We start from the raw sequence: 13,112 nt of genomic DNA, 5'->3' as shown, positions 1-13,112 counted from the left end.
CATACGATGAAAGACTCTGTCAGAGAGCGGGCGCAGGCAGCTCTGCAGGACGATTATTTGCGCAATGCGGTGAAATTTACGACAGAGCGGTTGCGCAGCGGCAAGCAGAGCGCTGCGGCAGAACTGGGGCATTGGGAAGAATGGCGCGAGCGCGGTCGAGCAATTCGCTTGCACACGATTGCCCACCTTGATTATTATCTGGCTCAGTTTGCCGACAATGCACGCCAGCAAGGGGCCCATGTCCACTTTGCCTTTACCAAGGAGGAGGCAGTGGCGATCACGCTGGAGATCGCGCGGCGGAACAAAGCGAGATCGGTTGTAAAATCCAAATCGATGGTGTCTGAAGAACTGCACATGAACGAAGCTTTGGCAGAAGCGGGAATCGAGACGGTGGAAACCGACTTGGGCGAATATATTATCCAACTCGCCAATGAGCCTCCTTCCCACATCATTATTCCGGCGATTCACAAAAACAAGGAGCAAATTGCCGAAGTGTTGTCCAGGGAAGCCGGCAAGCAGCTTCCTGCGGAGACTTCTGTCTTGGCGCAATTCGCCAGACAAAAATTAAGGCAAAAGTTTTTGCAGGCTGACATCGGGATGACCGGCTGCAACTTTGCGATTGCGGAAAGCGGTTCGATCGTGCTGTTCGAGAACGAGGGCAACGCCAGGATGGTCAGCACGCTGCCGCGCACGCAGATTACCTTGATGGGCATGGAGCGGATTATTCCGACCTGGGCCGATTTGGAGGTGATGGCAACGCTCTTGCCAAGATCGGCAACCGGGCAAAAGTTGACCGTCTACCTGTCCGGCATCACCGGTCCGAAACGGACGGAAGACAGCGACGGACCGGAGGAGCTGCACATTATCATCATTGACAACGGACGCTCTCTGCAGCTGGGCGATCCCGACTTTCAGGAATTGCTCAATTGTATCCGCTGCGGTGCTTGTCTCAATGTATGTCCGGTGTATCGGCAAATTGGCGGCCACTCCTATGGAAGCACTTACAGCGGACCGATTGGAGCGGTCTTGACGCCGGCGCTCGTCAAAAATGCTGCCGAGTGGAACGATATCGCCTATGCTTCCAGTCTGTGCGGCGCCTGCTACGAAGCTTGTCCGGTGAAAATCCCGTTGCACGATATGCTCGTCTATTTGCGGCATCGTACGGTTACAAAAGGACGGCCCGATTTGCAGGAGAAACTGGGCATGAAAGGCTTCCGCTATCTGATGTCCGATTACAGACGGTTGCGGAAAGCGCTCAGACTCGGACGGGTTGGACAAAAACTGCTGAGCCGCAACGGTGTGATCAAGGCGAAACTGGGGCCGTTAAAGGGCTGGCATCGCTACCGGCATACGCAGCTGGCAGCGGAACAAGCGTTTCGCGACAACTGGCCGGTCCTGAAGCAGGAATTGAACCGCTCGCTGGCACAAGCCGATCCGCGAATCGAGGAGCGGTTGCAGGCGTGGGTCGCCAAACGGGAAAGGGGAAACGAGTATGACGCCTGATTTCCGAACATCCGCTCCAAGCAAAATGGAGTCGGAGACTGAAACCCGGCAGCAAGCTTTTTTGCAAAACATCGCAAATCGGCTGGGCCGAGCCGTTTTGCAGGAAAAACCATTGCATCCCGACAAAGGCGCTCCTCGCTTTTGGCAGGAATACCGATTGGATCAACAAGCGAGAATAGAGCTGTTTTGCGACAACTGGCAAAAGGCTGGCGGGATTGTCCATCATTTTCCTCATGAAAGGGAAGCCAGACAGTTTCTGGTGCAATCCGTGCTGGACAGCGGGGCCCGCAAAATTTTGCGGCAAGATCAGCCGGAACTCGCCGAATGGAAATTGGAAGAGAGTTTGCGGGAAGGACAAAAACTCGTTTGCTGGCAAGCGATGGAACGAACACAAGCTTTGGCGGAAGCAGCCGAGGCAAAGATCGGGATCGTCGTGGCCGACTACGCGGTCGCCTGCACGGGCTCGGTCGTCGTTGCCTCTTCGGCCCAAAAGGGTCGCTCGGTCAGCTTGCTGCCGCCGACTTTGTTTGTGATCGTCCCGCTAGACCGGTTAAAGACAAGACTGGGCGAAGTATTGACTGTCTTTGAAAACAGGGCGCGGTCGTTTTATCCGGCAGGTATTCACATCATCTCCGGTCCGAGCCGTTCCGCCGATATTGAAAACGACTTGACGATCGGTGTTCACGGACCAGGCAAAGTGTATGCCTTACTGTTCGGCTGAGCAGGCAAGAACGGGACTTTTCCGCAAATATAGATGATCGTTACTTTGCAAATGAAGGCAGGGGTGAGGATGGCAGAGTATCTGTTGGAGTTGCGAGAGATTACCAAAACGTTTCCCGGGGTGAAAGCGCTGGATTCCGTGCAATTCAAATTGAAGCCGGGAGAAATCCATGCGTTAATGGGCGAAAATGGCGCGGGCAAATCGACGTTTATCAAAGTGATCACCGGTGTTCATGCCCCCGATGCGGGCGAAATTCTCTTCAATGGGGAAAAAGTGGAGCTGAAACATCCGCGTGATGCGCAGAAGTTGGGGATTGCCGCCATTTACCAGCACGTTACTTGTTATCCGGATTTAAGCGTTACCGAGAATATTTTCATGGGGCATGAACTTTTGGCAAAGCGAACGAAACGGATTTTATGGAAAGAAATGCATGCGGAGGCCAAAAAATGGCTGAAGGAGTTGGGCGCCGATTTTGATCCAAGGACGCAAATGGGCTCGTTAAGCGTCGCCCAGCAACAAATCGTTGAAATTTCGAAAGCGCTTTCAATGGATGCGAAAATTATTATTATGGATGAACCGACGGCCGCGCTGACGCAACGGGAAAGCGAAGAACTTTACAAAATTGCCGAGCGTTTGCGCGACAAAGGCGTGTCCATCATCTTTATTACCCATCGCTTTGAAGATATGTACCGACTTGCCAGCAGAGTGACGGTCTTTCGGGACTCCCGTTATATCGGGACGTGGAAGATCGACGAGATTTCCCATGACGACTTGATCGTGGCAATGGTCGGTCGGGAAGTCAGCCAATTGTTTCCCGAGAAAAAAGCAAGCAAAGGGGAAGAACTGCTGCGAGTGGAAGGATTGGGCAAAAACGGCTATTTTGCCGATGTTTCCTTTACGCTGCATCGCGGGGAAATCCTCGGTTTGACGGGTTTGGTCGGAGCGGGTCGCAGCGAACTGTGCCAGGCGATCTACGGGATCAGTCCCTATGATCGCGGCAAGCTGTTTTTGCGCGGGAAAGAAACGAGAATTCAAAATCCGCTGCAAGCGATTGGCAGCGGGATTGGCTACTTGCCGGAAGATCGGCAGAAGCAAGGATTAATTCTCGAATGGGGGATTGACCGCAATATCACCTTGCCCGTGTTGCACAAATTTTCCAACAAGGGCTGGCTGAATCGGAAACAGGAGCAAAAAATGGCCAAAAACCTGGCCGATAAACTGCTGGTGAAAGCGAACAGCATCTTTGCTTCGGCAGCATCCTTGTCGGGCGGCAATCAGCAAAAAATTGTCGTGGCCAAATTGCTGGCTGCCGACCTGGACATCCTGATCCTTGATGAACCGACCAAAGGGGTGGACGTGGGCGCGAAATCGGCGATTTACGAAATTATTCATGACCTGGCTGCGCAAGGGTATGGCATCATTCTCGTATCTTCGGAAATGCCGGAAGTGATTGGAATGAGCGACCGCATCCTTGTCATGCGCAGCGGGCGGCTATCCGCGATACTGGACAGCGACGGGGTAACCCAGGAGATGATTCTTCAGGCGGCGATGGGCACACACGCAGTTGATCAACCTTTACGACAACGGGCATGAATAGGTGGTGAAAATGATGACAGTTCGGGCAGTCGGAAGAGCCTCCAGCTTTTCCGGTATCGCAAAATTCAGGGAATTGGGTTTGCTGGCCTTTATCATTCTCCTTTCGCTCTTCGTACAGTGGCGCAATCCCAGTTTTCTTTCACTCGAAAACATTGACGACCTGATTACCAATACGGCTATTCTCAGTATTCTCGCAGTCGGCATGATGCTGGTCATCGTCACCCGGGGAATTGATTTGTCGATCGGCGCCACGCTGGCGTTGTCGGGGATGATCACTGCCATGGTCGTCGGGTCCTTTCCCGCACTGCCGCCTGTCTTGGCCATGCTGTTGGGCATAGCTGTCGGGATCGTTTGCGGCAGTTTGCTCGGCGGGCTGGTCGCCAAAATCGGCATCTTCCCGATCATCGCTTCCTTAGGCATGATGAACGTTTTCCGCGGACTGACGTTTATGGTGAGCGGCGGGAAGTGGGTCAGTGCTCACCAGATGCCGGACAGTTTCAAAGCGATTGCCACAGGTTCGGTCTTCGGGATAAACCGCCTGGTGTTTATCGCTGTGCTGATCTATCTCATCTTTTACTATTTTATTAATCATACGCGGACGGGTCGGCAAATCTATGCCGTAGGCAGCAACCCGGAATCGGCGAAAATCAGCGGAATCTCCACGACCAAAGTCGTTTGGCTCGTCTATAGTATCATGGGCGCGCTTTCGGGCCTGGCCGGGGTACTCTGGGTTTCCAAATTTGCTTCGGCCCAGGGAGACACAGCGATGGGGTATGAGCTGAGCGTCATTGCGGCCTGCGTGTTGGGCGGAGTGAGCATCGCCGGTGGATCGGGCAAAATATCGGGAATTATTCTTGGGTCGATTCTGTTGGGGATTTTGAACAACGCCTTGCCGCTGATCAATGTGTCACCGTTTTGGCAGAATGCCATCCAAGGCTTTATCATCCTGGTTGCGATCGTGATCAATGTATGGGTTAAAAGGGGTGTTGAGCGAAACCATTTGCTGAGGAGGAACATGTGAACGATGAAACCGGACGGAGTGCTGGGCGAACAAAAAATGACGCTGAAACGTTTTTTCTTGCAGTGGGAATGGATGCTTGTCCTGATCTTTCTCTTGGTCAATCTGGTCAACGCTTTCCTGTCGCCTTATTACCTCGATCTGATCAGCATTCGCGATGCGACCATGACCTTTCTGGACAAAGCCTTCATCGTGTTGCCGATGGTGTTTATCCTCATTCTCGGACAAATTGATATTTCCGTCGCCTCGACCGTTGCCTTATCCTCGGTCATCATGGCTGATTTGTACAATCGCGGTTTGCCGATGGAATGGGCGATTGTTGTCTGTTTGGCCGTCGGCGCTCTTTGCGGCTGGATCAACGGTTTCCTACTGGTCAAGTTTAAAGAACTGTCCTCGGTGATCGTAACGTTGGGAACGATGATCCTGTACCGCGGGATTGCCTATATTATTCTCGAGGACCAATCAGCCGGCAAGTTTCCGGAATGGTTCAGCTACCTGGGGTGGGGATATGTCGGCGGAATTCCGTTTATCTTGATTGTGTTTATCGTGCTTGCGGTCATCTTTGGGTTGGTCTTGCATCAAACCACGTTTGGCCGTCATCTGTACGCGATGGGCAGCAACTTGACGGCCAGCCAGTTTTCCGGCATTCGTACAAACCGGATAACGTTGATTGTGTTTACGCTCGCTGGCTTGATGGCGGCCGTGACAGCTTTATTTCTCGCCTCCCGGATGGGCAGTACCCGTCCCAATGTTGCCAATGGGTATGAACTGGATGTGATCGCGATGGCGGTATTGGGCGGCGTTAGTACAGCTGGCGGCAAAGGCAGGATGATCGGTGCGGTGATTGCTGTCTTTCTCATCGGTCTTTTGCGCTATGGATTGGGATTGGTCAATGTGCCGGCTCAAACGTTGCTGGTGATCATCGGCGCTTTGCTGATTTTCGCCGTGATGGTTCCCAAACTGAGCGGGTTGAAACGAAAAACGGCACACCGGCTCGCTGGAAAAAATTAAGGGGGTTTGCGTATGAAAAAATTGGTCACGTCATGTTTGTCGATTTTGTTATCGTTTGCTTTGCTGGCAGGGTGCGGCCAAAGCGCCACCACCCAGGGAGGCTCTGCGCCTGACGCCGGTTCCGGGGACGCGGGCGGAAAGAAGCGCTTTGCAATTATCTTTAAAAATACGGGAAATCCGTATGGCGAGAAACAAATGGAAGGTTTTCAGAAAGCGATTACCGAGCTGGGCGGCGAAGCGATTTTAAAAGCGCCGGATCAGCCGACCGCGGAAGCGCAAATTCAAATGATTGAGGAGCTCATTTCGCAAAAAGTCGACGCGATCGCGGTCGTCGCCAATGACCCCGACGCGCTGCAGCCAGTACTGAAAAAAGCGATGAATGCCGGCATCAAAGTTTTGTCGCTTGATTCAGCGGTCAATACGCAAAGCCGGATGGTGCATATTAATCAGGCCGATCCGGAACGAATTGGCCGGGTGGAAATTCAGGCCATTTCGGAAATGATTGGAGGTCAGGGCGAGATCGCCGTCCTCAGTGCCACTTCACAGGCAACCAACCAAAATCTTTGGATCGATTGGATGAAAAAAGAGTTGGAAGACCCCAAATACAAGGATATCAAACTGGTGAAGGTTGCCTATGGCGATGATTTGCGCGACAAGAGCGTCTCGGAAACCGAGGCTTTGCTGAAAACGTATCCGAATCTGAAAGGGATCATTGCACCAACGACTGTGGGCATTGCCGCCGCTGGCAAGGTGTTGACCGACAAAGGGTTGAAAGGGAAAGTGCAATTAACCGGTCTTGGCCTGCCGAGCGAGATGGCGGAATATATTGAAAGCGGCGTCTGTCAGTGGATGTACCTGTGGAACCCGGTTGATGTCGGCTACCTTGCCGGCTATGCGGCGGATGCGCTGGTGAAAGGAACCATCACCGGCAAACCGGGAGAAAAATTTACAGCCGGCACTTTGGGGGAAAAAGAAATTACGCCGGATGGCGATGGCAGTCAAGTGATGCTGGGTGATCCGTTTAAATTTGACAGCAGCAACATTGCGGAATGGAAGGAAGTTTACTGATTGGGGGGTCTCGATGGAACAAAGCCGGAAGTTGGCCTGGACCTGGAAGGTGAAAGCAGAATGTCTCGAGGAATATGTGCGGATGCATCTGGAACCTTGGCCGGAAGTGCTGGAAGAACATCGTAAGGCGGGCATACGCAATTACTCGATCTTCCAAAACGGCCGGCAATTTTTCTACTGTTTCGAATGTGACGATGTACCGGCAGCATTTGCGTACATCGCCAACAGTGAGGTGTGCAATCGCTGGAACGCGATTACCTCCAAAATGGTCGAAGGTTCGTTTGATTTCCAGCAAGCAGAGCCGATTACCCCGCTGCGTGAAGTTTTCTATTTGAGATAGTGACACGGATAGCAGACAAGGTCGTTTGCCCAACTGTTTAACGGGGCAGCGACCTTGTTTTATTTATGGCCGATCGCGCTCACCGCTTGAGCGTTAACGAGGCAGCCATTTATAAGATTGCCCCTCTCTCGGCCGGGCCCAGATGCAGAGAGGGGCGATCTGTGTTAATATAATAAGATGGTATCAGCTAGCTTTGTTCCCGGCGATAGAGATCAATCAATTGGCGAAGGGAGGTTGTTGGTCGATGAACCAAACCAAAGTACTGGTAGCAGATGATGATCCAAATGTTTGTGAAATTATTCGATTGTATTTTGCCAAACAACAGATTGACCTGGTGATCGCCAATAACGGCAAGCAAGCATTGGAGCTGGTCGAAAAGGAATCGCCCGACATGATTATCCTTGATGTGATGATGCCTGAAATGGACGGGTTTGAAGTTTGTCGGGAAATTCGCAAAAAATGGGATACTCCCATTATTATGCTGACTGCTAAAGAAGAGGAATTTGACCGGGTGCTCGGCCTTGAACTGGGCGCTGATGATTATATGACAAAACCATTTAGCCCGCGGGAGTTGGTTGCCCGCATTCGCGCGATCTTCCGTCGCCTGCAGCCCCGTGAGCGGACCGAAGAGGACACGTTGCAGACGCTGTCGTTTGCCGATCTGACGATAGATATTGACAAACGGGAGGTTATCGCTGCCGGTGAAAAAGTAGCGTTCCGTCCCAAAGAGTTCGAGCTGCTTGTTCATATGGCCCGTTCTCCCGGAAGCGTATTTTCCCGGGAACAGCTGTTGGAGCAAATCTGGGGGTACGACTATTTCGGAGATGTCCGGACGATTGACGTGCACATCAAGAAAATCCGGCAACGGCTGCACAAGCTCCCTTACGAATGTATTCACACCGTCTGGGGCGTCGGCTATAAATTTGAGGTGGATGAATAATGCTGGGAATGAACAAAAGCATCTTCCGCCGCCTGTTGTTCAGTTTTTTGTTTACCGTTTTGCTCGGTTTGGGCGTGTCCGGCATTCTCATGGTCTTTTTTGCCCGCGGCTATTTTTATGATGCCAAGCAAGAAGAGCTGCTGCGCATGGCCAAGCAGGTGAACGATGCTATTCAGGACAGCAGCAAAGTGACACGTTCGTTGCAGAGCAAACTGACCGAGTTTGACGAATCGTTCGATACGCGGATCTGGCTGTTTGATGATGACGGGAAAATTGTCGCCACCTCCACCAAAGATGAGGTAGTAAAAGGAAAATCAGTCGCGCAATCGATTGCCAATCGCGTTTTGAACGGGGAAAATGCGGTGACCGAACTGCAAATCGACGGACTGGAAGATCCGATGCTGTCGGTCGCAATCCCTTGGGGAAAAGGGGATCACATTTATGGCGGGATTGTTTTGCACGCATCGATTGAAGGGATTGAGCGGACATACAGTCAGATGCGCGAAACGATTCTTTGGGCCACCTTGTTTGGCGTCGTGCTGTCCACTGCGATGGTTTCCTATGTTTCCTGGTCGATTTCCCGTCCGCTGTATCGGATCGAACGAACGGCCGCCGAGATCGGCAGAGGCAATTACGCGGAGCGCGTCGTTGTCGATACGTCCGATGAAATCAGCGATCTGGCCAAAACGATCAATACGTTGGCCGAACGGCTGGAAAGAGTGGAACAAGACCGGATGCATCTGGAGCAGGTGCGCAACGATTTTCTGGCCAATGTGTCTCACGAGCTGCGCACACCGTTGACCGCGATGCAAGGTTTTCTGGAAGCTTTGCAAGACGGACTGGTTGAAGAAGAGGAAGCGCGCAATCGCTACTATGCGGTGCTTTATGCGGAAACGATGCAAATCAGCAGGTTGGTTGACGATCTGATGGATTTGATGAAGCTGGAGAATAATGAGATCAAGCTGGTCAAATATCCGGTGGAAATCAAGGAAATCTTGACAAAAGTAACGTATTCGTTTGAACCGGAAGCGAACGCGAAGGATATTGAGCTGCAAACCGAACTGGCCGAAGACTTGCCGAAAGTGTACGCGGACAAAGACCGTCTGATACAAATTTTCAACAATCTTGTTAAAAATGCGGTCAAATTTACGGCAAGCGGCTATATTCGCCTGACCGCGTCCGCCGAAGAAGATTGGATTAAGGTAACGGTCTCCGACAGTGGGATCGGGATCGCCAGCGAAGATTTGAACCGGATCTGGGAGCGGTTTTTCAAAGTGGACCGCGGCCGTTCCAAAAACAACAAAGGCAGCGGACTCGGATTGGCGATTGTGAAAGAGCTGGTGCAGTTGCATGAAGGCAAGATTACGGTAGAAAGCGAGCCGGGCGCTGGAACCGTCTTTACCGTATGGTTGCCAACCGTGGAGAAGTACCGAAAAATGCAGTCTGTTTCCTAAGGTCATAAATTTTTCATACTTTGCTCATTGTTTTTTCCCTTTTTGCACACAGATTGATTATGTTTCCCCTTTACTATGTAGTTGTGGCCGCGAGAGACCACACGAACGAAAGAGTATGGAAAGGGGTTTACTACAATGAAAAAATGGCTTGGCCTTAGCTTAACAGCTTTATTGCTTTCCGGCAGCTTGGTTGCTTGTTCCAACGGAGAAAGCAGCAATCCGCAACCAGCAACTGAGAGTCAGCAAGAAAGCACGACAACGACCGATCAATCGACTTCAACGGAATCAACCGACAGTCAATCGACTGACAGTGATGCGGCTGACAGTGCAGATTCCGCTGACAAATCCGGTGCTGCCGATGCAACGGGTGCGAGCGATAGCAACAGCGATGCGACCAGTTCGGACAGCTCGGTTTCCAGCGACTCATCCGATTCCAAGACCGATGCCGATTCAACACAGAGTGATGCGCAAGACAGCAGCAACACTTCTGGCGATTCCGCTGGAACATCTGATGACAGCACGGAGAAATCCGGTTCTTAATTGCAACAACGTGTAGTACTTTTATTCTCAGTACGACCCTCTTTACCGAAACACCCATTATTCCCCCAAAAAATCTTCAACGGGCAGCCGAAAGCTGACCCGTTTTTTTGTGTGTCTTACAGTTTTTAAAACGGCGTCCCTCACGCATTCTGCCAAAAAAATGGTATAATGGTCAAACCACAGTCAGGAGGGGACCATGTTGACGCAACAACAGCCTTTACAACAGCAGGTAAGGTTTTCAACGCAAGCATTCTTGATATTATGCCGTCTGTTTGATGGCTGTTATGACGAATTAAAGGAAAATCATTCGCTTCAGGAGCGGGTCGAATCGATCGCCGCTTCGCTGCTTTCCGGTGTGACTGCTTTGCAAGAGCAGACCCGAGCGCCGCAGGAAGTGGTGCTGACGCTTTCCTTTGCCGATTGCTACTTTTTACGCAAACTTCTGCATGAGGTGTTGCCTCGTGCCGCAGAGGACGGCAAGCTCGCTGTCTGGATCGAGGAATGTATTCGGGCCTTGGAGCAAACAGGCGGGGCAGATGAACAGACCAATGCGTAAACCGTCTTTACATATGGTCAGCAGCGGAACCCAATCGCTGCCGGTTCTGCTGGAAGTCGTCAAAGCGGCTTATCAAGGCGGGATTGATTATGTGCACATTCGCGAAAAACAGCGCACTGCAGCGGAATTGGCGGACTGGGTAGAGCAGATCGCCGCCGTTTTCCCGCGCGAACGAATCATCGTCAATGACCGGGTGGACGTGGCTGCTGCCTGTCATTGCGGTGGAGCGCATCTGGCCTATCACAGCTTGCCACCGCAAGCCGCCAGACGCGTATTGCCGCCGGAGCAATGGATTGGGCGGTCCGTGCATTCCTGGGCGGAAGCGGTGCAGGTTGCGCAACAGGAAGTAGATTACTTGTTTTATGGCCATATCTATGACAGTCGCTCCAAGCCGGACTTGGCTCCGCGCGGTACGGCCGAATTGGCGCAAATCGCCGGCGCTCTCTCGCTGCCGGTTATTGCGATCGGCGGCATCCGGCCGGAAAATGTAGCAGAGGTCATGGCAACCGGCTGCGCCGGCATCGCGGTGCTCTCGGGAATTACGTCAGCGGACAATCCGGAGAAAGCGGCGAGTGCTTACCGGAGGGCTCTCGATCAGAAAGGGGTATAATAAGGAAATGAAACAACGCGACTCGTTGCGTCAAAAACTGCAAGTGTATTTGGTCATTGGCAGTCAGGATTGCGACTTTTCGGCGGAGAAGACGCTCCAGATTACCGGGGAGGCGCTAGCTGGCGGGGTCGGTCTTGTGCAATTTCGCGATAAAGGCAGCCGCCTGAGCGAATCGGAACGGATACAGCTTGCCCGCCAGATGCAGGCACTATGTCGGGAGCACAACGCTCTCTTTTTTGTCAACGACGATGTTCAGCTTGCCGTCGACCTAAAGGCCGATGGAATCCACGTGGGGCAAGATGACATGCCGCTGTCCGAGGTGAAAAAGCTGGTCGGAGACAACTGCTTGATCGGTGTTTCTGCCGGAACCGTGTCAGAGGCGGTGGCTGCCCAACAGGGCGGGGCCGATTACCTGGGGGTCGGAGCGATGTACGCGACAGCTTCCAAACCGGATGCCGGTGAACCGATTGGTCCGAATGGTTTAGCCGACATTCGCCGCGCTGTTGGAGAGCGATTGCCGATTGTCGGCATCGGCGGGATTCATCTTGGCAATGCTGCTTCTGTTCTGCAAGCGGGAGCAGATGGCATCGCTGTGATCTCGGCGATTACCCGGGCAGAATCCCCGAGGCAAGCTGCCCGGACGTTGAGCGCAGAAGTGCGTTCGCAGCTGCAGCAAATCGAAGCGCAAACCCGATAAACAGACAGGAAGAAGGGGGGCGAAGACATTGAAAAATCGCATCTATCGAGTCGGTTATGAACGCGTAAACAAACGGGAATTGCTCGAGCGTCTCGGCTTAACCGACTGTTTCCTGGTTGAACATAAATGGCTTACGCCCGAACCTGCTCAATGGGTGGAAGAGATGGCACCGGAAGACGAACGCCACCAGGTGCTCGTCCGGTTTCAAGGAAGACCCAATGAGTGGATCACCTTTTCCGGCACGTACGAGATTTTGGCGCGGGAGCCGATCCCGTGGATCGATTCGCCGCTGGAGTATCATTTGTTTGGAACAGAGTTGATTCCCGGCAATATTCGCAGAGAGAAAGCGCCGCAAGCGCGGATTCCGGCGAGAACGAAACTGCAGATTACCGCGATTCGCGCGGAGACGGTGTTTGTCACGGTGCCGGGTCATCCTTCGCGCCGTTATGAAATGTCGTTGGCAGATGCCCGTTTTGCCAAAGATTTTCCGTCAGAGCTGGAATTGAAATTGCAAGTGTACGCCTTTCCGCCGCGCAGTGATATTCTCGTCGACTGGCTGCTGAAGGAGGGGCGGAAGAGTGGCGTCTACATTCGCGCCAACATGGAGCGCGTGGAGCGATCGGCTTTTCAGGTGTGGGATGAGTTGCGAAAAGAGTACGGGATCAGTGTCAGTGCCGCGCTGCTGGCGATCAAACAGGCGTTAATCGTCCTTGATCGCGCCGGCTTGCAGAATGATTTTCCTTATCCGATCCACGATATGTCCGATCTATCCCTGTCTGACGATGCCGAACGAGACGCTTACTATTCGTATCACACGGTGAAGTCAGCGATTGCTGCCGTCGCGGCGCTGCTGACGGCCGATCCGCACGATCCATTGCAGGAAATGCTCTTGGTCGACGTGATGCTTGAACAGCAAGTAAAGCGGCGCAAAGAGTAACAGGCACAGGAGAAACAGCTTGTCCAAGGAGGGCAAGCTGTTTTTTTGTTGCCGTGCAGCGATTCTGCATCAGACAATGGTGTATTTTTCGGCAAACTTAGACAATTGCCAGAGTCATAGC

General features: G+C 52.5%; 14 protein-coding genes. All 14 read left to right on the top strand.

What is annotated here, in order from left to right; genetic code table 11:
• Window positions 1–6: 6 nt before the first annotated feature.
• Entirely contained in the window at window positions 7–1,503 is a 1,497-nt protein-coding gene (locus JOD01_RS10045; RefSeq protein ID WP_204518400.1) for a LutB/LldF family L-lactate oxidation iron-sulfur protein, read from the top strand.
• Entirely contained in the window at window positions 1,493–2,224 is a 732-nt protein-coding gene (locus tag JOD01_RS10040; protein WP_204518191.1) for a LutC/YkgG family protein, read from the top strand. Before JOD01_RS10045 ends, JOD01_RS10040 begins: the two co-directional genes overlap by 11 nt.
• Before the next feature lie 69 nt (window positions 2,225–2,293).
• Window positions 2,294–3,817, top strand: a complete 1,524-nt coding sequence (locus tag JOD01_RS10035) for a sugar ABC transporter ATP-binding protein (protein ID WP_204518190.1) — start codon at window positions 2,294–2,296, stop codon at window positions 3,815–3,817.
• A gap of 16 nt (window positions 3,818–3,833) precedes the next feature.
• A complete protein-coding gene (locus JOD01_RS10030) occupies window positions 3,834–4,841 on the top strand; it encodes an ABC transporter permease (protein WP_239565368.1) in 1,008 nt (335 codons plus the stop codon).
• A gap of 3 nt (window positions 4,842–4,844) precedes the next feature.
• On the top strand, window positions 4,845–5,849 hold the full coding sequence (locus JOD01_RS10025; protein WP_204518188.1) for an ABC transporter permease: 1,005 nt from the start codon (window positions 4,845–4,847) through the stop codon (window positions 5,847–5,849).
• Between the two features lie 12 nt (window positions 5,850–5,861).
• Window positions 5,862–6,917: a rhamnose ABC transporter substrate-binding protein gene (gene rhaS / locus JOD01_RS10020; RefSeq protein ID WP_204518187.1), complete on the top strand. Its 1,056-nt coding sequence runs from the start codon at window positions 5,862–5,864 to the stop codon at window positions 6,915–6,917.
• 13 nt (window positions 6,918–6,930) lie between these two features.
• Window positions 6,931–7,257, top strand: a complete 327-nt coding sequence (locus tag JOD01_RS10015; RefSeq protein WP_204518186.1) for an L-rhamnose mutarotase — start codon at window positions 6,931–6,933, stop codon at window positions 7,255–7,257.
• A 244-nt stretch (window positions 7,258–7,501) separates the two neighbouring features.
• The gene (locus JOD01_RS10010; RefSeq protein WP_204518185.1) at window positions 7,502–8,197 is read left to right on the top strand and encodes a response regulator transcription factor; all 696 of its coding nucleotides are present in this window, start codon (window positions 7,502–7,504) and stop codon (window positions 8,195–8,197) included.
• Window positions 8,197–9,651: a sensor histidine kinase gene (locus JOD01_RS10005; protein ID WP_204518184.1), complete on the top strand. Its 1,455-nt coding sequence runs from the start codon at window positions 8,197–8,199 to the stop codon at window positions 9,649–9,651. The genes JOD01_RS10010 and JOD01_RS10005 overlap by 1 nt, the downstream gene beginning before the upstream one ends.
• 135 nt (window positions 9,652–9,786) lie before the next feature.
• Entirely contained in the window at window positions 9,787–10,191 is a 405-nt protein-coding gene (locus JOD01_RS10000; RefSeq protein ID WP_204518183.1) for a hypothetical protein, read from the top strand.
• 196 nt (window positions 10,192–10,387) lie between these two features.
• Window positions 10,388–10,747, top strand: a complete 360-nt coding sequence (locus JOD01_RS09995) for a hypothetical protein (RefSeq protein WP_204518182.1) — start codon at window positions 10,388–10,390, stop codon at window positions 10,745–10,747.
• Window positions 10,728–11,357: a thiamine phosphate synthase gene (locus tag JOD01_RS09990; RefSeq protein WP_204518181.1), complete on the top strand. Its 630-nt coding sequence runs from the start codon at window positions 10,728–10,730 to the stop codon at window positions 11,355–11,357. Before JOD01_RS09995 ends, JOD01_RS09990 begins: the two co-directional genes overlap by 20 nt.
• Before the next feature lie 7 nt (window positions 11,358–11,364).
• Window positions 11,365–12,054: a thiamine phosphate synthase gene (gene thiE, locus JOD01_RS09985; RefSeq protein WP_204518180.1), complete on the top strand. Its 690-nt coding sequence runs from the start codon at window positions 11,365–11,367 to the stop codon at window positions 12,052–12,054.
• Between the two features lie 28 nt (window positions 12,055–12,082).
• Window positions 12,083–12,991, top strand: a complete 909-nt coding sequence (locus tag JOD01_RS09980) for a hypothetical protein (RefSeq protein ID WP_204518179.1) — start codon at window positions 12,083–12,085, stop codon at window positions 12,989–12,991.
• Window positions 12,992–13,112: the final 121 nt, after the last annotated feature.

It is taken from the genome of Brevibacillus fulvus (genome assembly GCF_016908525.1).
GTDB lineage: Bacteria > Bacillota > Bacilli > Brevibacillales > Brevibacillaceae > Brevibacillus_G > Brevibacillus_G fulvus.
The sequence above is the reverse complement of the archived record's forward strand: the minus strand, read 5'-3'. Positions and strand labels throughout refer to the sequence as shown.